This window comes from Paenibacillus durus ATCC 35681 (genome assembly GCF_000993825.1).
Lineage (GTDB): Bacteria > Bacillota > Bacilli > Paenibacillales > Paenibacillaceae > Paenibacillus_AQ > Paenibacillus_AQ durus_B.
The window spans coordinates 1,491,328-1,512,693 of sequence record NZ_CP011114.1; the positions used below are offsets into that span (position 1 = coordinate 1,491,328).

Sequence of the window (21,366 nt, forward strand, 5' to 3'; positions counted from 1 at the left end):
AAGAAGCGCAGGACGGAGGCGATTGTGACGTGGAGCTTAGACAACTGCAGTATTTCTTGAAGGTTGCCCAGAAAGAGCATGTCACCAAAGCGGCTGAGGAGCTGCATGTGGCGCAGTCGGCGGTCAGCCGGCAAATCCACCTGCTGGAGCAGGAACTGGGCCTTGATTTATTTATGCAAAAAGGCAGGAATTTGCACCTTACACCGGTAGGCCAGCTGTTCTGTAAGCGAGTGGAAACGATCTTAAAGGATCTGGACCGGTCCGTGGCCGAAATACACGAATTTCTGGACCCTGAACGGGGGGAAATCCGGATCGGTTTTCCGAACAGCGTCGGGACGCATTTGATCCCTACCATCGTGGCCGAATTCCGCAGGCATTATCCGCACGTCAAATTCCGCTTTAAGCAAGGGATGTACCCCTCTTTGATCAAGGATGTGCTTTCCGGTGAAGTGGATTTGGCTTTCATATCCCCCTGCCCGGACAGTGACGAGCAATTGATCGGGGATGTGGTCATGACGGAAGAGCTGTTCGCGATCCTTCCTCAGAATCATCCGCTTGCCCAGGAGAAGATTATACGTCTTGAACAGCTGAAGGATGAACAATTCGTGCTGTTCAGTCCGGGTTACTCGCTGCGTCCGATCGTCTGGCAGGCCTGCTTGAAAGCGGGATTTACGCCGCAAATCGCGTTTGAGGGAGGAGAGACGGACACGATACGCGGCCTTGTTGCTGCGGGAATGGGGGTCAGTCTGCTGCCGGAAATGGCGCTGTACCCGACGAACTCGCTTCAACCGGCTCAGGTGAGAGTGGAAGAGCCAGCGGTTACCCGAACAATCGGACTCATACACCGCTCAGACGGCAGGCTCCCGTTGGTCGCGCGTTCGTTCAGGGCTTTTCTGCTGACTTATTTCAGAACACGGCAAAATAATACCCCGGTCGGCTCCTAGAGCCTTCCGGGGTTTGTTATGATACAAGAGCTATCTGTACAGCAGCCGGTTAGTCGCGATTGCTGGTATAGACCAAAATCAGGCGAAGCAGCTCAAGTACGGAGACTAGAGCGGCGGCAACGTAGGTCAGCGCTGCGGCGTTAAGCACTTTGGCGACTCCGCGTTCTTCATCGTTTCGGATAAAGCCCTGCTCCACCATGACTTGGCGGGCCCGGTTGCTGGCATTGAATTCCACCGGCAATGTTACAAGCTGAAAGGCTACAGCCGCCGAGAAGAAGATTATGCCAAGGCCGATCAAATTCAAGGAGCTGAACAGGAAGCCGGCGAGCAGCATGAAAGGAGCGACGCCCGAAGCGAAGTTAACGACCGGGAACATCCGGTGGCGAAGCACCAGCATCGGGTAGTGAACTTTGTGCTGAATGGCATGCCCTACCTCGTGGCAGGCCACGGAGACTGCTGAAATGGAGCGTTCATAATATACAGGCTCCGACAAACGGACAACCCGGTGAATCGGGTCATAGTGGTCGGTGAGGGCGCCGTGAACAGGCTCAATCGGAACATCGCTAAGACCATTGGAATCCAGCATGCGTCTTGCGGCCTCGTAGCCGGTCATCCCGTTCAGGTTGGCAACCTGAGCCCATTTGTTAAAGGTTCCCTTTACCCTGAACTGAGCCCATAACGAGAATATAAAAGCTACTATTACTAATAGATACATCATTTACTCATTCCTCCACTTTCTGGTCGATTGAATTAGATTGGCGGCACTTGCGTCAATAGAAGACGTATGGCTTCAATGCAGGCCGCTCCCTGCGGAATCAGATGCGCCAAGGCCAGCTTGGCCTGTCCCGGCTTCATCCGGCTCAGCGCCGGTTCAAGCGCCTTAACTTCACGCCGTAGCTGCTGCATATGAGCCTCAAGCTCCGCCAGCTTACTGGATACATCGGGATCGGGCGCTGCCGCGTTCCATCTCGCTATGATGGACTTGATTTCTTCCAATGTATATTTTTCTTGTTTCAAGTGATTAATACGTTCCAGAGTATCCAAGGTTTCATCGCTGTATAGCCGGTAATTTTTCATACTTCTTGTCTCGGGATGAATCAGTCCAAGCTTAGTATAATAATCAATGGTACGCTCGCTGATATTAGCCGCTTTGGCCAGTTCGCCGATCCGGTATAGGTTCATATCCCCATGCTGCTCACCTCGCAGAAGGAAATGTTGAGGCTCCGGGTGGAATGGATGCCGTATTTCCTTGATTTGTCTATTTAATGATATCAGACTAAAAACCGTACAGTCAAACGTCACGCTTTCAAAAGTATATTCATCTATTTCCCGATTGATGCTGCTAATTATTTACTAAAAATTTATTTCCCGTTTCGTGAAAAATAGTCTTGTCAATTTTGCTTCGTTTTGCTTATAATGACATTAAGAGTTTCATGATTTGTTAGAATATATTACATAGGGGAGTGGGGAGTAATGAAGAGAAAGTGGTTATGTTTTGTGTTAGCGATGCTAACGCTGACGATTTACCCTGTCAGCGCTTTTGCCGCTGACGGACCTACTGCTCCGGACCTGCAGATCGGTCTGGACACAGCTTTTACTTATTTGGCATTTATTCTAGTATTCTTTATGCAAGCTGGCTTTGCCATGCTTGAAGCCGGTTCGGTCCGGATGAAGAATGCGGGCCACGTTGCAGGTAAGACGGTGCTGACGCTTGCAATTGCAAGCATTTGCTTCTGGGCGGTGGGCTTTGGCCTGGGCTTCGGGAACGGCAACGGCTTCTTTGGCACTACGGGCTTTGGATTCGGCGGAGATTCAATGGCTGCTTCTTTTAAATCTCTGGAACTTTCTGATGTAACCTTGAACGTGAAATTCCTGTTCCAAATGGCGTTTGCGGCTGTATCGCTTGCCATCGTCTCCGGCGGTATGGCGGAACGCGCGAAGCTGAGCGTATATATTATCTTCGGCATTTTGTTCTCCATCTTTATTTATCCGGTTGTCGCTCACTGGGTATGGGGCGGCGGCTGGCTGGCAACGATGGGCATGCAGGACTACGCAGGTTCGACAGTTGTCCATCTGACGGGTGCAACGGCGGCGGTAGTCGCTACAATCCTGCTCAAACCTCGCCTTGGCAAATTCAATAAAGAAGGCAAGCCGGTTATTATTCCGGGACATAACCAAGTATTTACGGTTCTCGGCGTTATCATTCTGTGGTTCGGCTGGTTCGGATTCAACCCAGGCAGCGCACTGAGCCCAATGGGCGGATTCTTCGGTTATGTGGCCCTGACCACGAACATTGCTGCAGCAGCGGGTGGTCTGGCAGCTCTGGTAGCCTCCTGGCTGTACTTCGGCAAGTCTGATATTCCGGCGATGCTGAACGGCGTTCTGGCCGCTCTCGTAGCCATTACAGGCGCCTGCGCCTTCGTTGAACCTTGGGCAGCTTTTATTATCGGTCTTGTTGCCGGCGCATTTACGTTCATGACTTCGCAATGGCTGGAACGCGCGGGTCTTGACGATCCGATCTACGCTTTCTCCGTACACGGTATCGCCGGTATGTGGGGTGCGGTATCCACTGGTTTATTCGCAACTCCTGAACTCGCTAAAACTGTAAATGTCGGTCAAGCCGGTCTGTTCTATGGCGGTGGCTTCCACCAGCTTGGTGTTCAAGTTCTCGGTGTAATTGGAACTTTTGCCTTCGTGGCAATCCTGTCCTTCATCTTCCTGTATATCATGAAGCTGGTAAGCGGCATTCGCGTTACGGAAGAAGAAGAATTGATGGGTCTGGATATCAGTGAACACGGTACTTATGGTTATCCTGAGCAAATGAAGCTGATTTCGGAATCCGAATCCCGGAAGAAATAATTATAATATAACATCAGGGAGGCGGGCCGAGTGACCCAGACGGAGTCCGACGATTGGGACTATAAGGCAGTTCATGAGTCCATCGTAACATCCGGTTCGCCCCAGGAGCTGAAGACAAGGCGCATAGCCTGTCAAAGCATTCTCCTGGAACAGTTAAATGTTATCCCAATTGAGGAATGGATGCTGCGTGTCAATGCGATGCATGATGCTATCGCAGAAGCGGCGGTTGTTTTATCCGAGGCGCAGATGATTGAGGCGGGCCATGGCCCGCCTCCCTGCGCTTATTCCTTTATTGTGTTCGGCAGCGCAGGCAGAAAAGAAACGACGCTGTGGAGCGACCAAGATAACGGGCTGATTATCGAAGGAGAACCGGAGGAAGCGAAGGAGAAGTATTTTGAAGAATTCGGGATTAGGCTTTCCTTACTGTTGGCTAATAGCGGATATGAGAAATGCGAAGGCAAGGTCATGGTTTCCGAGCCGATGTGGCGGAAGACTCTGACTGAATGGAAGGAGCAGATTACGGGCTGGAGAACCCAGTTTGAATGGGAACCCATTCGATATTTGATAATCTGTTCCGATATGCGCCATGTTGCGGGAGACCGCAGCCTCTCCGAGCAGTGGCTGGATTTTTATCATGAAGGGTTTATCGATAACCCTAAGCTATGGGCGGCTGTTCTGCGAAATACCGTCCGTCATAAAGCGACGCTTAATCTGCTCGGGCAGGTGCTCACCGAACGGTTCGGGGATCATGCCGGCGGATTTGACGTCAAATATGGGCTATACATTCCGTTAGTTAACGGTGTGAGATATTTTGCTTTGCAGCATGGAATTCGTAAGACCTCGACATTAGAAAGGCTGGAAATATTGAGCAAGGAGTACCAGCATCTGCCGGAAGGTGTGCGAAGTGCGTTCCTGACGGCGCTAAAGATGAGGGTTAACACTCCCTATTCCGTTCATGACGGTCTCTTGTCGGGCAGTGATTTTGCATCAGAAAATGAACTGAGGAACAGGCAGCTGATGTCCGAACTGCGAGACAGCTTACTGCTTGTCAGACGCATCCATCGGGTTCTGCAGCGCCAGCTCCGGTCAGCGGAAAGGAGACAGCTATGAAGGAGCCGAACAAAGGCGGCGGGTTCTGGAACAACTTAAGACACGGCGGCATGCCGTCTGCGATCGCTTCGATTCGTGGCGGTGAATCCGCACAGCAGACCGCTCAGCAAATGGCTTTTATCAGGTCTTTGATGCGGGAGAAACGTCGGCCGGAGGTGCTCCATACGCCGCTGTCCGAGCTGGAGACCATTGTTTTTGATTTGGAAACAACTGGGTTTTCTAGTCAACATGGGGATGAGATTCTGTCATTCGGGGCGATTAAGGTCGTCGGGGAGGAGGTCATTGAGGACGAGTGCTTTTACACGCTTGTCAATTGTCAGACCTCCATTCCGGCGAATATAACCGAATTGACGGGAATTACCGAAGAAATGAGTAAAGCTGCGCCTTCGCTTATTGACGGACTTCATAATTTTATGTCATTTGTAGGTAAAAGAATATTGGTCGCCCATGCCAGCGCTCATGACAAATCGTTTCTGAATGCGGCGCTGTGGAAAACGTCGAAGGTACAGCTTACCCACCGTGTGCTGGATACGATGATGCTTGCGCGCTGGCTGGAGCCAACCCGGGGCAACTACACGCTTGATGAATTGTTGACGGTGCACGGTATCCCGATCTGCGGAAGACATAACGCGCTGGAAGACGCCAAAATGACGGCTAAGCTCTGGGTGTCTTACCTGCGTGAGATTTCCGAGCATAAGCAGGTGGAGACGCTGGGCGATCTGTATGCTTACTTGAGCAGAACTTGAAGCTGCGCTTCAATCAGCGAGACCGATCGTTCTCCGCCTTCGGTTCGGGCGCGTTGAATGCTATACCCGTTCAGAAGAATGGGATTCGCCGGCTCTATACCGGGAGCGCCAATCAAATATACCGAGAAATGGTCACCCAGACCGGTTAACCCGTCAAGGTCGGCGGAAGAGGGCTGGGGGACCGCAAGCGGATGGGAGTGGAACAGGCCGATCGGAGGAGGCGCGTGATACAGCGCCGAGATCCAGTCTGCCGGATGTGGGACAAAAGCATGCAGCGGGTCAGGCGCTACGTTGCGCATGGGCACATAGGTGTCGATGCGCATGCCGCCCGCTGCGGCAGCACCCAGCAGGACGCCGCATGCTTCATGCGGAAGAGCGGATGCCAAATGCTTCCCCAGCGCTTGGTATACGGAAGGTTGTAGCCATATAGGCGGAACTTTTCCCTGGAATGCTGTCATTGTTCACCCCTCTCTCTTCATTGGGTTTCGTCCTGGACGAAATCCCCTTTTTTTGTCCAAAAAATACTATTCCGCTCGGGAAACGCTCAGATTGGCTGGGAAACTGACGATATAAACGCGGTATTTCCAATACTCCCGTTTGAAACTTGCCTAGACGGGGGTACAATAGGAGTGAACAACTCCATTTATAAAGGAAAATCTACGATGAAGATGGCAAACCGCAGAAACTTGGTAATCGTTATTTTGGCGCTAGTTGCGGTATCCGTTATTTTGCTGCTGCATCCCGGAGGCAAGACGGAAACCGTTCAGCATGTTAAGAATGCGCCGCCGGCTGAACAGGCCATTCTTCCAGCTAACGGCAAGACCCTGCCGACCGAGAGCGGACCCAAGACTGGACTTTTGGCGCCCTCTTTCACGATCCAGGGTGAGAACGGGACCACTTATGCAGTCGGCGGAGTAAGGGATAAGGTCGTACTGCTCAATTTTTGGGCTTCCTGGTGTGATCCTTGCCGGGCAGAAGCGCCGGAATTAAACAAAATAGCCGAAAAGTACAAAGATACGCTTGATATTTATGGGATCAATGTGACAAGCTACGATTACAAGGCCAATGCGGACCGTTTTGTGAACAAGTATAAGCTAATCTTTCCCGTAATGTTCGATCTTAAGGGAGAGATTTATGCCAAATACAATGGCGCCGTGTTTCCTACCAATGTTCTGATCGACCGCAGCGGCGTTATTTCCGAGATTGTTCTCGGGGGATTGACCGCAGAGCAGCTTGACGAGAAGCTGGTGAAACTTAAGCAGCAGCAGCGTCTGTAAGGATAACATAACGAGCAGAGGCCAGCTGCAATTTTTATTGAGCTGTCCTGAGTGACCCGATTTGGATGCTGACGCATGGTGGCGAAATCGAACTTATGTTGTGAAAAAAGAGCCGTTTCCGCGCGGATGCGCAAGGGAAGCGGCTCTTCGGCATTCTCTAACTGATTGTTACTGTTGAGCGGTAAAATTAATGATTGACCAGGCCGCGCTGCCCCAAATCCAGAAGATCGGTCACTTCCGGCGATATTTGACCGAGCAAGGCGTAGCGCATACTGTCAACCAGCGCTTCCCAGCTTGCCTCGATAACGTTGGCGGATACGCCGACAGTACTCCAGGTATCGCTATAATTTTTGGATTCGATTAGCACGCGGACCTTCGCGGCAGTCTGATCCTTCTCGTCCAGCACACGGACCTTATAGTCGGACAAGTGCATGTCTTTCAGCTGCGGGAAATGAGCCAGAAGCGCCTTGCGCAGCGCATTATCCAGAGCATTGACAGGGCCGTTGCCTTCACCGGCGGTATAAAGAGTTTCGCCGCCAACCTTCAGCTTGACGAAGGCTTCCGAGACAACCGGCTTTCCGGCGGATTTCTCTACGAGCATCTTGAACGACTCGAAGGTGAATAGTTCATTCATTTCGCCCGTCGCTTCACGGAGCAGCAGTTCGAGCGAAGCATCGGCGCCTTCGAACTGGTAGCCCTGATGCTCTAAATCTTTGATCTTGTCAATCACTTTGCGCGCCTGCTCGCTGCTAGGGTCAAGATTCAGGCCCATATCCTGCGCTTTGGACAGTACATTGCTCTGACCGGCCAGTTCAGAGACCAGCACGCGCTGCTTGTTGCCGACCAATTCGGGAGCGATATGCTCGTAGGTGCGGGAGTCACGCAGAATGGCGGAGACGTGAATGCCTCCCTTATGCGCAAACGCCGCACTTCCCACATAAGGCTGATTTACCGGCATATTAACATTGGCGACCTCGCTGACGAAGCGGGCCGTATTCGTAAGCTGCGGCAGAGAATCCGCGGGAATGCAGCTGTATCCCATCTTGAGCTGCAGTGTCGGAATGATGGAACAGAGGTTGGCGTTGCCGCAGCGCTCACCGTATCCGTTGATCGTTCCCTGCACCTGCCGGGCACCGGCCTCTATTGCGCTGAGCGCGTTGGCTACAGCAAGCTCGCAGTCGTTATGGGTATGGATACCAAGCGGCGCGCCGGGCAATTGAAGGGCCAAAGAAGAGATGATATCCCGGATCTCATGCGGCAGCGTTCCTCCATTGGTATCGCACATTACGAGCCAATCGGCTCCCGCTTCGCGAGCGCGCGACATGACTGCCGCAGCATACTCGGGATTATTCTTATATCCGTCGAAGAAATGCTCGCCGTCAAAAATGACTTCAAGCCCTTTGCTTTTTAAATATGCGATGGAATCGCCGATCATGGCGAGATTTTCCTCTAGACTGGTTTGCAGGGCGGTGTGAACATGGAAGTCCCATGATTTTCCGACCAGTGTCGCTGCCGGTACGCCTGCTGCCAGTATACGCTGAAGATTGTCATCTTGGTCCGCCTGCGTGTTCTTGCGGCGCGTGCTGCCGAATGCGGTGATTTTAGCGTTCAAATGAAGATCTTTCACTCTTTTGAAAAATTCGATATCCTTCATGTTGCTTCCCGGAATGCCACCTTCAATGTAGTGCACACCCAGATCGTCGAGCTTCTTGGCAATTTTCAGCTTGTCGTCCGCCGACAGACTGATTCCTTCGCCTTGGGTGCCGTCGCGCAGCGTTGTATCGAAGATGGAGATGGACTTAGACATGTGCGTCCTCCTAAAAGTTTTGATAACATAACTTCCGTGAGTGTACTTCGCCAAACTGGCATCGGAAGCATAAACTTAGCGGGAATGAATTTTTATATTATAGCATTTTTACGCTGGAATGTAACAGAGAACCTACACATTAATATTTAATTTTAGTAAAAAAGAGCGGAAAATTCCCGGCGGGCAGGCCTTTCAAACCGGATTGACCTGTTAAGCGGAGAGCGGTATGCTAAAAATTAGCAAGGAAATGGGCGCAGCATCAGTATGACTATGAAGGAAGAGGGCTGAAATGAGCGATAAGGTAGACCGGTATTATCCCGCCAGCGGCCGGGTTATACTGCATGTGGATATGAATGCGTTCTACTGTTCTGTCCATGAGGCCGAGAATCCGGAAGCCTATAAAGGCAAGCCGACCGCGGTGGCCGGAAGCGTGGAGCTGCGCAAAGGAATAATCGTCACCTGCTCCTATCCTGCAAGACGGCGCGGCGTATCTACGGGCATGCAGGTGCAGAGGGCCCTACGCGTGTGTCCGGAACTCATTGTCATCAAGCCCGATTTCCATCTCTACCGCCGTTATTCGGCAGCCTTCATGCAGATTGCCTACAGCTATACGCCATTGCTGGAAGCGGTATCCATTGACGAGTGTTATCTCGATATAACGGGGTCGCGCCAGTTTGGCACACCGCTGGAGATTGCCGGGACCATACAGAACCGCATCATGGATGAGCTTGGATTGCCATGCTCCATCGGAATCGCGCCCAACAAGCTGCTGGCCAAGATGGCCTCTGATCTCAAGAAACCGAGCGGTATTTCTATCTTAAGACTGCGGGATGTACCGAAGGTGCTGTGGAACAAGCCTTGCGGAGAAATGTTCGGAATCGGGGCCAAGACGGCGGATAAGCTGAAAAAAATAGGCATCTACAGCATCGGTCAGTTGGCTGCGGCGGATGAAAGTATGCTGCTTGACGTCTTCGGCGTTCTGGGCTCCTGGCTTAAACGCGCTGCGAATGGCATCGACGATTCTTCCGTGAATCCCGAGCGGGAGCAGAGCAAGTCGATTGGCCACACGACGACGCTGCCGGGGGATATCGCAGGGATAGCCGAAGCGCGGCCGGTGCTGCTCGCATTAAGCGACCAGGTGGCCAGAAGACTTCGTAGACAGAAGCTCGTCGCTTCCGGCGTTCAGCTTACCGTACGGACTCCTGATATGAAGACCATCACCCGTTCGCGGCAGCTGGAGGCTCCGACCGAGACGGCTGAGGATATATACAGAGCGGCCTGCGCACTGTTTCAAAAGCATTGGGATGAGGAGAAGCCCATTCGTCTGCTCGGAGTGACGCTGCACGGCTTAACTCCGAAGGAGGACTCCGCCATCCAGCTTGATCTGTTCGACTACGAGCGTCAGCCGAAAAAGGAATCGCTGAACCAGGTCATGGATATGCTGCGCAACAAATTCGGCGAGAATGCGGTGCTGACAGCGGGGATGTTAAGCGATCCGCACACGAATCTGCTGCGCAATCATAAGGCGCGCGGTACCTCGTTGCAAAAGGATCAGCTGCGCCGACCGCAGCAGGATGAGGAGTAGCTTGATTCAAGCTGTTTAGACAAAAGCGTGGGAATACGGATTGAAATTGCCGCCTTTTTATATTAATATGACAAGAAGAAACGACACTCGTCCGCCATGGAACGACAATCGTTAGAATAACAGCTTGCTTTGGGCGGAGCTGATGATTAGTAGGAGGCAAACGAATAATGGCTAAGTACACTTGGGTTGACAAAGATACCTGTATTGCATGCGGCGCTTGCGGCGCTACGGCTCCCGACATTTACGATTATGACGATGAAGGGCTGGCTGAAGTTATCTATGAGGGAGACGCCAACCACGGCGTGACCGACATTCCGGAAGATTTGTTCGATGATCTGCAGGATGCCGCAGACGGCTGCCCGACGGATTCCATCAAGATTGCGGATACACCTTTCAACAAGGAAGGCTAATTCTTCCGTTTTACGAATTTATTAAATGGATTCATGGAGAGACATCCCGATTCACAGATTTTATTGTGACAGGGGTGTCTTTTTGCTGTTTTTGGTCCGATATATAGTATAAATATTAAGCCTGTTCCAAGCACACGGAGGCAACGATGAAAAATTCACAGTACCTCAAGCAGTACGTACAGATGCATCCCGACAATAAAATGGCGTGGTATTTGCTGGGCAAGGAATATAAGAAAAACGGGCAGGAAGGTAAGGCGAATTACTGCTTTAACCAGGCCGGAGGCGTGTATGAGGCTTTTGAGCAGAGCAAAGTGCCGTCTGATATGCTGCGTGAATACGAGGAAGAATTGCTAAGGACGGCAAGGGATCGGGAGAAGCGGAATGGCAGAATACGCAGGTTGCTCCTGCTGGTGTCATTTCTGCTGCTCGTTCTGATGCCGGCTGCGGCTAAAGCGCCGGGCGACGGCTCGATGATGACGGCAGTCGAACCTGAGGGCCAAACGAATACCGTTCCGGCCGCGCAACCAGGAAGTAATCCTGATCAGGAGAAGGCCGGCGATCCAGCAGCGAATACACTTTTGTTCACAGCCCGGGAGGCTGGCGACGCAGCTTCCGCACGCGGTCTGGCCGGGCTGCTTGGAAGCGGCGGAGGCAAGGTTCCTTCCTTAACGGCTGTGCTTGGCATGCAGCGGTCGGGAAAATGGCTGCTCTGGAAGGAGCGGCTTCCCGTGGCCTATACCTTAGAGCGGAACGAGGGCGGCCGGACGATGATCCAGTCCTACGACGCCGCAGCATGCGCATGCAAGCCGCCGGATGCCGGGGAGCTGACTGACCGCGGGGCCGAGTGGCAGCGGCGCCAGGAACAGCTGGCTGCGCTCTGGAGCGCGCTGCATAGCTTTCGCGCCGCCAAGGGACGGCTGCCTGAATCGATCGGCGAGCTGACCGGCGATTTCCCGGGCAATTGGCTGGCCGGGACGACGCCGCTGATGGAGCGCGCCTTCGCGCCGCTGAAAGCCGAGGCGGAGCGAAAGAGCGAGAATGCGGCGCAAGGCGCTGCGGCTGGCCTGGACTCGCCGGGCGCGGATTCCGGAGCTGCTGCAGAGGCCGCGCCCTCAGCGGGCAATGGCGGAGCGGAGCTGCCATTCCTGTTACAGCCGCTCGCCATTCTCGTAGACAAGCAACAACACCGCTTGGCGGTAACCAGCGGCGGAATTATTATTCGGAGCTATGAAGTGGGCCTTGGAGGAACCCGGACGCCGGAAGGCAGCTTCGTCATTACCGACAAGGTCGTGAATCCGAATGGACATGACAACGGGGAATTCGGCAGCAGGGGAATGCAGCTCTCCGACACCAATTACGCCATTCATGGCACCAATGAACCGGAAAGCGTAGGCAAGGATGAATCATTGGGCTGTATTCGGATGAAGCGGAGCGATATTGAGGAGCTGTTCGATCTTGTTCCGAAAGGAACGAAGGTGCAAATCACCCAAGGGGGTCTTCCGCCTGGCGTAACGATGGGTTCAGAGAATCCGTTCTCCCTGAAAGCCGCCGGGAACCAGACCAACCCCCGCAAACAATACCATTGGCTGAATTAACTGCCGGTTACAATAAAGAGGACGATGAAAATAATGACAAGCAGCGCAATGCTGGCGCCGATCCACACAATGGCTTTGCGGTTGACCTCTTCTTTTTTCTGCTGTATTGTAGGCGGTTTGCGTTTGGTTGACATGTGAATCGACCATCCTTTTCTCTTGTATCTGGATTTCCCTGTGCTCTTCTATTGTAATGCGTTTACAAAAAAAATACTACACTCCCCATCCATCCTGCTTTTCGCGAGAGGACTAAAACTTTTCTTTTCCCGCGGAAAAGGCTAAAATTATAATGAAACTTTATGCCTGAAGGAGCGAGAATGGTGCTGTATCGAAATATTGCGAAACCTTTTTTCTTCAAAATGGACCCGGAAGCCGCACACCATCTCGTCATCGGGGGACTTGAAAAAGCAGCCGCCCTGCCCGGCGGACTCTCGGCCTTGCGCCTGATGTACGGCGTCCCGGAGACGCCGGAGCTGGCTGTAGACCTGTTCGGACTTCATTTTCATTCGCCCGTAGGGCTTGCGGCCGGATTAGACAAGAATGCCCAGGCGATTCCCGGATTTTCGTCAATCGGCTTTGGCTTTATGGAGGTCGGTACGGTGACTCCGAAGGGCCAGCCGGGGAACGAGCAGCCAAGGCTGTTCCGGCTTCCGTCTGATGAAGCGCTCATCAACCGGATGGGCTTCAATAATGAAGGCGCGGAAGTGATGGCGCGGCGCCTCAAGGCGGAGACTAGACGGACTATTCCGGTCGCGGTCAATATCGGACGGAATAAGACGACCGCCAACGAAGCTGCGCATGAGGATTACCGGAAGTGCATTCGGACACTGTATCCGTATGGTGATTTTTTTGTGGTTAATATCAGTTCTCCGAATACGCCGGATTTGCGCAGTCTCCAGCACGGAAGCGAACTGTCCCATTTGCTGTCGGAAGTTAAGCAGGAGATGGAGCTCCAGCGCGGGTCAAACGGCGTCCGTAAGAGCATTCTGGTCAAGATTGCTCCGGATGTAAGTAGCGCCGAGCTTGAATATATGGTGCATACGCTGACAGAAGCGGGAATGGATGGTATTATAGCTACCAACACGACGGTTCGCCGCGAGGGACTCACCCATGAAAGCGCGTCGGAAACCGGCGGACTCAGCGGAAAGCCGCTACGGGACAGATCGACGGAGATCATCTCCGCGATCTACCGGCAGACGAACGGAAAGCTGCCGATTATCGGTTCGGGCGGCATCTTCTCTGCCCAGGATGCCTATGACAAAATCCGGGCGGGCGCAAGCCTGGTCGAAATCTATACGGCTCTCATTTACGAAGGGCCGGAGGTGAACCGCAGGATACATGCCGGGCTGCGGAATCTTCTGAGAAGGGACGGCTTCCGGCATATCTCCGAAGCGGTGGGCGCGGACGTTCAAATATAAGGAAGTATAAGCTTCGCGCTTATCCAAAGCCTTATATTTTTCTATGAGAAACGGATGCCTGCCTCTTCAAGAGGACAGCGCAGCCGTTTCTTCTTAGCTGACGGCGGAGATGAAAGGACAGGAGGAAGGACGATGGACGGCAGAGATTGGGGCATTTTTATGCTTCCATATGAACAGACAGTGGAAGAGCTCAAGGTTAAATTCAAAACAATGCGCGCGGAGCTGAAAAAGCGCGAGGAATATACGCCGATTGAATTTGTAACCGGGCGGGTGAAGCGCCTGTCCAGCATTCTGGAGAAGGCGAAGCGCCTAAATGTGCGGATGGAGGATCTGGAGCAGGGGATTGAGGATATTGCGGGTATCCGGATCATGTGCCAGTTCGTGGAAGATATCCGGCGTGTGGCCGAGTATATCCGCGCCCGCAAAGACCTTGAAGTGGTATATGAGAAAGACTACATTACCAATTACAAGGAGAGCGGCTACCGCAGCTTCCACATGATCATCAGGTACCCGGTCCAGACCGCCCTTGGGCTAAAGATCGTGCTGGCCGAAATTCAGATCCGCACGCTGGCGATGAATTTCTGGGCGACCATCGAGCACTCCCTGAACTATAAATACCGGGAAAGCCTGCCGGATGAAATCAGGCTGCGCCTGAAGACGGCGGCGGAAGCCGCATCCATTCTGGATAGCGAAATGTCCAGCATCCGGGAAGAAATACTGGAAGCGCAGAAGACGTTCGAGGAAAATTCCAACACGACGACCCAGGTGCTTCATGCGATACATCAATTGTATTTCTACCATCTTGTCAATGAAGCGATCCGCAGCCAGGAAGAGTTCAACCAGATTTGGCAGCGTCAGGACATGGAAGCGATGAAGGAACTGCTCGTACGTGTGCGCGGAATGATTTCCCAAGCGAAGAAAGACGATTTGCCGGATGGGTTATGAACCTCTATATGTCGCTTATCTGGTCTACTTCAATCGGGACCGTGATTATTTCGAATGTCACGAGGTTCTGGAAGAGCTGTGGCTCTCCAAGGAACGCGACCCGCTGTATAAGGCGCTGCTGCAGATAGCCGTGGGGCTGTATCATTACCGCAATGGCAATGCGCGCGGCGCCATTATCATGCTGGAAGGAGCGGCGGCGAAGCTTCGGGAATATCCGGAGATTACGCTGGGCATTCATCTTGGCAAACTGGTCCGTGAGGCGGAAGACTATGTTCGGCAGTTAAAGGAGTATGATGATCTGGCTTATTACGATTTGACGATTGATATCGTGGACGGAGAGCTATCGGAGGCGGTTCAGGCCGCTTTGCCGGACATCAAGCCGAACATCCCCCAGCGCCGGGGACCCCATAGAGAGTCCGGCCGCCGCTGATCGGGCATGTGTTTATAAATTACTTACGGCTCAGGAACACCCGCAGGGGTGTTCCTGAGCTATTCAACCCCTATATACGATAATTGGGAGGACGGCAGCATGGCGGTACAACTTCCGCACTCCTTCTCCGAGCGGATGAAGGAGCTGCTGGGACGGGAATACGAAGCATTTTTGAAGACCTATGGGGAGATCCCGCATACGGGCATCCGTGTTAATACGCTAAAGATTACGGTGGATGAGCTGCAGCGGATCTCACCTTACCGCATGGAGCCGATCCCCTGGTGCCCCACGGGTTTTTACACAATCGAAGGCGCCAGACCCGGCAAGCATCCTTACTACCACGCCGGGCTTTACTATATTCAGGAGCCGAGCGCCATGGCGCCTGTCGAGCTGCTCGGCGTCCTTCCCGGCGAACGAGTGCTGGATTTATGCGCCGCACCCGGCGGCAAGTCGACGCAGATCGCCGCCAAGCTTCAAGGACAGGGAATGCTGATCAGCAATGACTTGCATCCTGAGCGGACCAAGGCTCTGGCCAAGAATCTGGAGCTGTGCGGCGCGAGAAACGCGGTCGTCCTGAACGAGAGCCCGGAGCGAATCGCTGCGGCATTCCCGGGATTTTTCGATCGCATCTTAATTGATGCGCCATGCTCGGGCGAAGGAATGTTCCGCAAGGACGAGGATATGGTTCGGCAGTGGGACGAGAATACGCCGGCCAAGTATGCCGGCATGCAGCGGGAGATTTTACGGGCGGCGGCGCTGGCGCTCAGACCTGGGGGGACGCTGGTTTATTCGACCTGCACCTTCTCGCCGGAGGAGAATGAAGGGAGCATCGCCGAATTTCTTGCCGCACATCCGCAGTTCTCGATCGTTCCAGTCCATGGCACAGGCTCTTTTTCCCCGGGGCTGGAACCGCTTCCGGGTACGGCCCGTTTATGGCCCCATAAGGTTAAGGGCGAGGGGCATTTTATTGCCGTGTTAAGACATAATGGGAAGCCGGAAGAGGAGAGCGGCGCCGATGCAGGGCCCGGCGACGGCGGCAAGTCTCTGCCGGTCGTGCCGCGTGGGGAAGCTGGAGGACGGAATGCTCAAGGCGGCCGGGCAGCCCTTGCCCGCAAGGACAAGTCATCCGTGGGTCGCGGCGACAGCCGAAACGGCAGGAACGGCCGTACTTCCTCCCGGGGCGATGGCAGGGGACGCAGTGCGGCCATTGCAACGGAGGGAGATATTTTAGCGTCCTATGCCGAGTTTGCCCGGGAGCAGCTTGGCTGGCAGCCGGAAGGCTTTCCCGTCCTATTCGGGGAGCATCTGTATTTGTCGCCGCTGCCGCGTGAAGCGCTGAATGGCCTAAGAACGGTGCGTCCCGGCTGGTACATAGGGCATGTCCGGAGCGGACGCTTCATTCCGGGCCACCCGCTCGCGACCGCGCTGACTCCCGGAGAGAGCCTGCGCAGCCTGTCGCTTGCCGGGGACGGGCCAGAGGCCGTGTCCTATCTGAAGGGGGAGACATTGTCGATTTCGGAGGACCGCCTGACGATTGCCCCCGGCACATCGCCGAAGGGGTATGTACTCGTCTGTATCGACGGATACAGCGCCGGTTGGGGGAAATGGCAGAATGGCATCCTCAAGAATGAATATCCCGCAGGCTGGAGGTGGACTTAGATGACAAAGTCAAAAGGCAGCGAAGGAAAAAAGCAGCGGCTGGATAAGATATTGTCCCATGTCGGCTACGGCTCGCGCAGCGAGCTCCGCAAGCAGGCCAAGCAGGGCCTCATCACCGTCAACGGCGTGGTCCAGAAAGACAGCGGCGCGCATGTCGATCCTTATAACGATACAATCGAGGTGGCCGGCGAGACGGTTCTTTACCGTGAGCATATTTATCTTATGATGAATAAGCCGCCGGGCGTGCTGTCGGCGACGGAGGACAAACGGGACCGGACCGTGCTGGATCTGCTGGAGGAGCGCTATGCGGTGTTCGAGCCTTTTCCGGTAGGGAGACTGGATAAAGATACGGTCGGATTGCTGCTGCTAACGAGCGACGGACAGCTTGCCCATGAGCTGCTGTCGCCGCGCAAGCATGTGCCCAAGACATATGAAGCCCTCGTGGAAGGCGAGGTCGGCCCGGACGATGTGGCGGCTTTTGCGGAGGGGGTCAGACTGGACGACGGTTATGTTACTTTGCCGGCGCAGCTGACTGTTCTGGGAAGGGAGCGCGGAAGGCAGGTCATTTCGCAAATCTCCCTGACGATTACCGAGGGCAAGTTCCACCAGGTGAAACGGATGTTCCAGGCCGTCGGGAAGAAGGTTATCTTTTTAAAAAGAGTTTCGATGGGCAATTTGCCTCTGGATGCGAATCTGCCCGAAGGCGCCTGCCGTGAGCTGACGAGCGAGGAGCTTAAACTGCTCGGTGCAGAAATTTAACAATTGAATGCACAAGCCGGAATGACGCCGTATTATAATTAAACTTAGAGATAAAAGATGCTCAGGGGATGGTGGAGAATGAAATACAAGCTTATAGCGCTAGATGTTGACGGTACGCTGCTAAATGACGATCATATCTTGAGCCCCGAGAACAAAAAGACGGTGGCCGAGGTCACCAGACATGGGGCTCGGGTCGTTCTCTGTACGGGAAGAAACCCGAAGAACGCCATTCCGATTATGCAGGAGATGGGACTGACCGGTTATGTGCTTGCCGATAACGGCGCCGTCACCGTGCGGGTAGAGGATCAGGAGGTCATACATCAGTACCCTATGGACGGACGCGGACTTGATCCGTATATTGAATATTGCCGCACACGCGATATCCATTTTGATGTAAATACCGCATTTGAGCTGTATGTCGACAATGTGGAGCATCTGACCCAAGAAGCCCACTTTATGTATGAGCATCTTCAGCTTGTTCCCGCGTCCTTGCCGGCATGGAATGAGTTTCGTGAACCGATTGTCAAATTCACCGTATTTTCCACAGCGGATATGATGGATGAAGCAGAGCGGGAGTGGAGCAAATGGATACGGTCGTTTAATATCCAGCGGAGCGGAGAGTTTTTCATTGATTTAATGCATCACGAAGCTTCAAAAGGCAATGCGCTGATGAATCTGGCTAAGCAGCTTGGCATCCGTCAGCAGGACGTGCTGTCTATCGGCAACTACTATAATGATATTTCGATGCTTACTTTCGCGGGCCTTGGGGTTGCTATGGACAATTCGCCCGTAGAAGTCAAAGCGGCGGCAGACGCGATCACCGGCACCAATAACGAAAATGGGGTATCGGAGGCTCTCATTAAATATTGCTTGTCTTAAGTCGGATTTTTCATAAAAGAGTGCTCCTTAGCCTAAGCGGCCAAGAGCACTCTTTTGTTAACAGGACGTATAATAGCATGTAGGTCTAAGGTTGGCGCAGTCCTTTCGGATAATGGTTTTTGAGTTGGCCGGAGCTTGCTTTCCCCCAGCCAAGCGGCAGATGGTCCACAGTGACCAGCGTCCAGCCCTGCAGATCGTCCGACACGGTCAGACTCTCGCCCCGCAGCCAGCTTCGTGCCTCGGGACTTTCCGGGTCCAGATCGAACGAACGCGCTGCCTGCTCCGGACAAAGAGCCATAGCGAGCGCATGCGCAGGCTCCAGTCTGTTCTTCTTCAAATGGGCGAGATGCAGACCTGCCCGGGGAATCCGCAGTCCGTGAAGCAGTTCCGGGGAAAAGGATTCGCCAAACGCAGAGGGGAGCAGGTAGAGCGACTCCCCGAACAGAAGCGGAACGCCTTCCGCCCGGAATCCCGGGATTTCTGCGGCAGCCCATTCCCGGAACTGCCGGAATGCAGTCTGGGCGGCGGCATCCGGTCTTCCGCCGATACGTCCTTTACCGCTCCGATTTCCGCGTTTCGCAGAGCCCTGTAACGGGTCTACGGTTGAAGGATCAGGAGCTCCACCCTTGGCCAGCAGGGCTACAAAATGCCCTTCGCCTCTATCCTGATGCGGCCACAGCCGTTTTGCCGCCAGCAGCTCCATATCGGGATAGGTTGCCGTAACCCGCGCGATCAACTCTTCATTTTCTTTCCTGTTGAACGTGCAGGTGGAATAGGCAAGCCGTCCGCCAGGCTTCAGCATAGTATACGCATCCTGTACAATATCCCACTGCCTGGCGGCGCACATTTCCACATGCTCCGGCGACCATTCGCTGATCGCGCCCTGATCTTTGCGGAACATTCCTTCTCCGGAGCAAGGGGCGTCAAGCATAATCCGGTCGAAGGTTTCCGGAAAAAGCCGGGCCAGATCGCCAGGATTCGCGGAGGTTACAAGCGTATGGGAAAGACCCAGCCGTTCCACATTTTCCGCTAGGATTTTGGCCCGTTCAGGATGAATTTCGTTCGATATGAGCAGTCCCTGCCCGTCCATCAGGGAGGCGATGTGGGTAGTCTTACCGCCTGGAGCGGCGGCGAGATCAAGCACCGTCTCACCGGGCTTGGGGTCCAGCAGTACGGCGGCGGACATGGCCGATGGCTCCTGGATATAATATAATCCGGCCTCATGATAAGGATGGCGTCCCGGACGCGAGGGCTCCTCGTAGTAATAGCCTTCGGGACACCAGGGAACAGGCTGAAGGCCGAATAGACGCGCAGTTTTTTCGGCAGCTTTTTTCCCCGAGGCTGTGCGGGTTTTTAGCCAATTCATTCTCAGGCCTTGGGTCTTTGGCGCTGCATATGTATCCAGAAAGGCGTCCGTTTCGCTTCCCAGCATCTCTCGGATCATGGCTGTGTAAGCTGCGGGCAGCATTTCCTTATTCATTGTTGCATTCTCCTTTTTTTCATTTTATTCAAGAGGAATGAAGCGTTGCGGCACAAGGCATTGCGGCTACACCTGCGAATGGTAACGGTTTTGTGTGTTGCCGTTTAGGGCGGATGCCGATAAAATCTAAGTAGGAACTTTAGCAGTGCCTGTGTACATATGCTTAACTATATCATAATTGCCAAGCAAGGCCGTTTTTGAAAATATAAGAATTTATAAGCTCTAACGCTTATATAGTGTTCTTCTATTTCTATGAGTAACGGCACCATCCCTGATGGGACGGTGAAGTTGTTTCTTCTTGGGCAATAGAAAAGGAGACTTACCATATGAATCTGCTGCAAGCGCTCTTCTTTCCGCCGGAGCAGCCCGGCGGTGTATCCTCAATGATTCCCTACTTGCAGGAACGCTTTCGATCAAGCCGCTGGGATATGGAACTGTTCTGGCTGCCCAAGCGCATCCGCGGAAAAGGCAGTGACGAAATCGTCTTTGAAACCTTCGATTGGACGCCTTACGGCGAGAGTCCGGTCGTACAAAAATATATCCAGACCTACCGCGATTACTTGTGGTGGACAAAGCTGCGCCTGAACAAGCGGTTCGATCTGATCCACGCGCATCATCCAATAGCCGGAATGGCTATGAAGAAAGCATTTCCGGATGTGCCGCTTGTTCAGACGGTCCACTCCAGCTACGAACGCGAGCTCATTCTGAACGGGAAAATTGCCGAGAACGGGCTGGAGCATGAGTTCCTGACTTTAATTTACCGGGAACTGGAGTATGTAAGCGACCGGCTGATGACCGTGTCACGGTCCTTTGCGGAATATATGTCGCATTATACGGAGAACCCTTCTCGCATTCAGATCATCCCGAACGGCTTTGACGAAAAAAGGTTCAAGCCGGTTGCGCATGAAAACGATGTCCCGCAGCTGGTGACTGTCACCCGTCTAGTTCCGGCTAAAGGGATTGATGTGCTATTCAACGCCTGCGCCGAGCTTAAGAAGCGCGGTCACGAATACGTGCTGCATATTATCGGTGACGGACCGTCCCGTTCCGATCTGGAGAATCTGGCGAGGTCGCTCGGTATATATAATGAGACCATTTTTTACGGCTATACCTTGCATCCCGAAGAATTTATGCCGTTTTTCGATATTTTTGTGCTGCCGTCCCGCGCGGAAGCCTTTGGCTCCGTATTTGCGGAAGCTGCGCTGAGCTGTCTGGCGCTCGTCGGAACAGAAGTTGGGGGTATCCCGGAGCAGATCGAGGACGGGATCAACGGCCTGCTTGTCAAGCCTGATGATGTGATTGCCCTGGCGGATGCGCTGGAGAAGGTCATCACAGATCCGGCCTATCGTTATGAGCTGTCCCGTTCGGCATGGGACAAAGCCAAAAATCTGTACTCCCTGACCCGCATCGCCAATGAGCTGAAAAAGACGTATCTGCAGCTTCAGACCGGCAGCCAAGAGTGAACG

21 protein-coding genes are annotated in these 21,366 nt (G+C 53.5%); 15 read left to right on the forward strand and 6 right to left on the reverse strand.

Going from position 1 to position 21,366, the window contains the following annotated elements; all coding sequences use genetic code 11:
• The first annotated feature begins 29 nt into the window (after positions 1 to 29).
• A complete protein-coding gene (locus VK70_RS06690) occupies positions 30 to 944 on the forward strand; it encodes a glutamate biosynthesis transcriptional regulator GltC (protein ID WP_025700167.1) in 915 nt (304 codons plus the stop codon).
• A gap of 49 nt (positions 945 to 993) precedes the next feature.
• Here VK70_RS06690 and VK70_RS06695 read toward each other — a convergent pair whose 3' ends face one another.
• Together VK70_RS06695 and VK70_RS06700 are read right to left on the reverse strand one after the other, a co-directional pair.
• Positions 994 to 1,662: a zinc metallopeptidase gene (locus VK70_RS06695; protein ID WP_025700165.1), complete on the reverse strand. Its 669-nt coding sequence runs from the start codon at positions 1,660 to 1,662 to the stop codon at positions 994 to 996.
• A gap of 32 nt (positions 1,663 to 1,694) precedes the next feature.
• Complete coding sequence (locus VK70_RS06700) at positions 1,695 to 2,126, reverse strand: MerR family transcriptional regulator (protein ID WP_025700158.1); 432 nt, start codon at positions 2,124 to 2,126, stop codon at positions 1,695 to 1,697.
• Positions 2,127 to 2,417: 291 nt separating this feature from the next.
• On the opposite strand from VK70_RS06700, the gene VK70_RS06705 reads away from it, so the two are divergent.
• From VK70_RS06705 to VK70_RS06715, 3 genes are read left to right on the forward strand one after another with little or no spacing between them, the layout of a single operon-like run.
• Complete coding sequence (locus tag VK70_RS06705; RefSeq protein ID WP_025700157.1) at positions 2,418 to 3,803, forward strand: ammonium transporter; 1,386 nt, start codon at positions 2,418 to 2,420, stop codon at positions 3,801 to 3,803.
• A gap of 30 nt (positions 3,804 to 3,833) precedes the next feature.
• On the forward strand, positions 3,834 to 4,913 hold the full coding sequence (locus VK70_RS06710; RefSeq protein WP_046723030.1) for a DUF294 nucleotidyltransferase-like domain-containing protein: 1,080 nt from the start codon (positions 3,834 to 3,836) through the stop codon (positions 4,911 to 4,913).
• A complete protein-coding gene (locus VK70_RS06715; protein ID WP_025700153.1) occupies positions 4,910 to 5,659 on the forward strand; it encodes an exonuclease domain-containing protein in 750 nt (249 codons plus the stop codon). Before VK70_RS06710 ends, VK70_RS06715 begins: the two co-directional genes overlap by 4 nt.
• Here VK70_RS06715 and VK70_RS26350 read toward each other — a convergent pair.
• Positions 5,641 to 6,117, reverse strand: a complete 477-nt coding sequence (locus VK70_RS26350) for a M67 family metallopeptidase (RefSeq protein WP_025700152.1) — start codon at positions 6,115 to 6,117, stop codon at positions 5,641 to 5,643. The two genes, VK70_RS06715 and VK70_RS26350, sit on opposite strands and share 19 nt — an antisense overlap.
• A 204-nt stretch (positions 6,118 to 6,321) precedes the next feature.
• Here VK70_RS26350 and VK70_RS06725 point away from each other — a divergent pair, with 204 nt between their 5' ends.
• On the forward strand, positions 6,322 to 6,936 hold the full coding sequence (locus tag VK70_RS06725; protein ID WP_025700150.1) for a TlpA family protein disulfide reductase: 615 nt from the start codon (positions 6,322 to 6,324) through the stop codon (positions 6,934 to 6,936).
• Between the two features lie 187 nt (positions 6,937 to 7,123).
• On the opposite strand, the gene cimA is transcribed toward VK70_RS06725, so the two are convergent.
• The gene (gene cimA, locus VK70_RS06730) at positions 7,124 to 8,743 is read right to left on the reverse strand and encodes a citramalate synthase (RefSeq protein ID WP_046723032.1); all 1,620 of its coding nucleotides are present in this window, start codon (positions 8,741 to 8,743) and stop codon (positions 7,124 to 7,126) included.
• Between the two features lie 289 nt (positions 8,744 to 9,032).
• On the opposite strand from cimA, the gene VK70_RS06735 reads away from it, so the two are divergent.
• The 3 genes from VK70_RS06735 to VK70_RS06745 all read left to right on the forward strand — a co-directional run bounded on the left by VK70_RS06735 (position 9,033) and on the right by VK70_RS06745 (position 12,333).
• Complete coding sequence (locus VK70_RS06735) at positions 9,033 to 10,328, forward strand: DNA polymerase IV (RefSeq protein ID WP_025694965.1); 1,296 nt, start codon at positions 9,033 to 9,035, stop codon at positions 10,326 to 10,328.
• Positions 10,329 to 10,495: 167 nt separating this feature from the next.
• Complete coding sequence (locus tag VK70_RS06740; RefSeq protein ID WP_025694964.1) at positions 10,496 to 10,738, forward strand: ferredoxin; 243 nt, start codon at positions 10,496 to 10,498, stop codon at positions 10,736 to 10,738.
• A gap of 146 nt (positions 10,739 to 10,884) precedes the next feature.
• On the forward strand, positions 10,885 to 12,333 hold the full coding sequence (locus tag VK70_RS06745) for a L,D-transpeptidase (protein WP_046723034.1): 1,449 nt from the start codon (positions 10,885 to 10,887) through the stop codon (positions 12,331 to 12,333).
• On the opposite strand, the gene VK70_RS28505 is transcribed toward VK70_RS06745, so the two are convergent.
• Positions 12,330 to 12,467, reverse strand: a complete 138-nt coding sequence (locus VK70_RS28505) for a hypothetical protein (RefSeq protein WP_169733328.1) — start codon at positions 12,465 to 12,467, stop codon at positions 12,330 to 12,332. The genes VK70_RS06745 and VK70_RS28505 overlap by 4 nt on opposite strands.
• Before the next feature lie 183 nt (positions 12,468 to 12,650).
• Between VK70_RS28505 and VK70_RS06750 the strand changes: the two genes are divergently transcribed.
• From VK70_RS06750 to VK70_RS06775, 6 genes are all read left to right on the forward strand, one after another.
• Positions 12,651 to 13,748, forward strand: a complete 1,098-nt coding sequence (locus VK70_RS06750) for a quinone-dependent dihydroorotate dehydrogenase (protein ID WP_025694317.1) — start codon at positions 12,651 to 12,653, stop codon at positions 13,746 to 13,748.
• Positions 13,749 to 13,880: 132 nt separating this feature from the next.
• Positions 13,881 to 14,693 (forward strand): GTP diphosphokinase, encoded by an 813-nt coding sequence (locus VK70_RS06755; protein WP_025694316.1) that lies wholly within the window; start codon positions 13,881 to 13,883, stop codon positions 14,691 to 14,693.
• Positions 14,683 to 15,123, forward strand: coding sequence for a DUF309 domain-containing protein (locus VK70_RS06760; protein WP_025694315.1), 441 nt, complete (start codon positions 14,683 to 14,685; stop codon positions 15,121 to 15,123). The genes VK70_RS06755 and VK70_RS06760 overlap by 11 nt, the downstream gene beginning before the upstream one ends.
• Before the next feature lie 99 nt (positions 15,124 to 15,222).
• Positions 15,223 to 16,782, forward strand: a complete 1,560-nt coding sequence (locus VK70_RS06765) for an RsmB/NOP family class I SAM-dependent RNA methyltransferase (RefSeq protein WP_046723036.1) — start codon at positions 15,223 to 15,225, stop codon at positions 16,780 to 16,782.
• Entirely contained in the window at positions 16,783 to 17,541 is a 759-nt protein-coding gene (locus VK70_RS06770; protein WP_025700186.1) for a pseudouridine synthase, read from the forward strand.
• 78 nt (positions 17,542 to 17,619) lie between these two features.
• Positions 17,620 to 18,420, forward strand: a complete 801-nt coding sequence (locus tag VK70_RS06775; protein WP_025700185.1) for a Cof-type HAD-IIB family hydrolase — start codon at positions 17,620 to 17,622, stop codon at positions 18,418 to 18,420.
• Positions 18,421 to 18,505: 85 nt separating this feature from the next.
• Here VK70_RS06775 and VK70_RS06780 read toward each other — a convergent pair whose 3' ends face one another.
• On the reverse strand, positions 18,506 to 19,900 hold the full coding sequence (locus VK70_RS06780; RefSeq protein WP_025700183.1) for an RsmF rRNA methyltransferase first C-terminal domain-containing protein: 1,395 nt from the start codon (positions 19,898 to 19,900) through the stop codon (positions 18,506 to 18,508).
• Between the two features lie 326 nt (positions 19,901 to 20,226).
• On the opposite strand from VK70_RS06780, the gene VK70_RS06785 reads away from it, so the two are divergent.
• Entirely contained in the window at positions 20,227 to 21,363 is a 1,137-nt protein-coding gene (locus VK70_RS06785; protein WP_025700181.1) for a glycosyltransferase family 4 protein, read from the forward strand.
• Positions 21,364 to 21,366 lie beyond the last annotated feature (3 nt).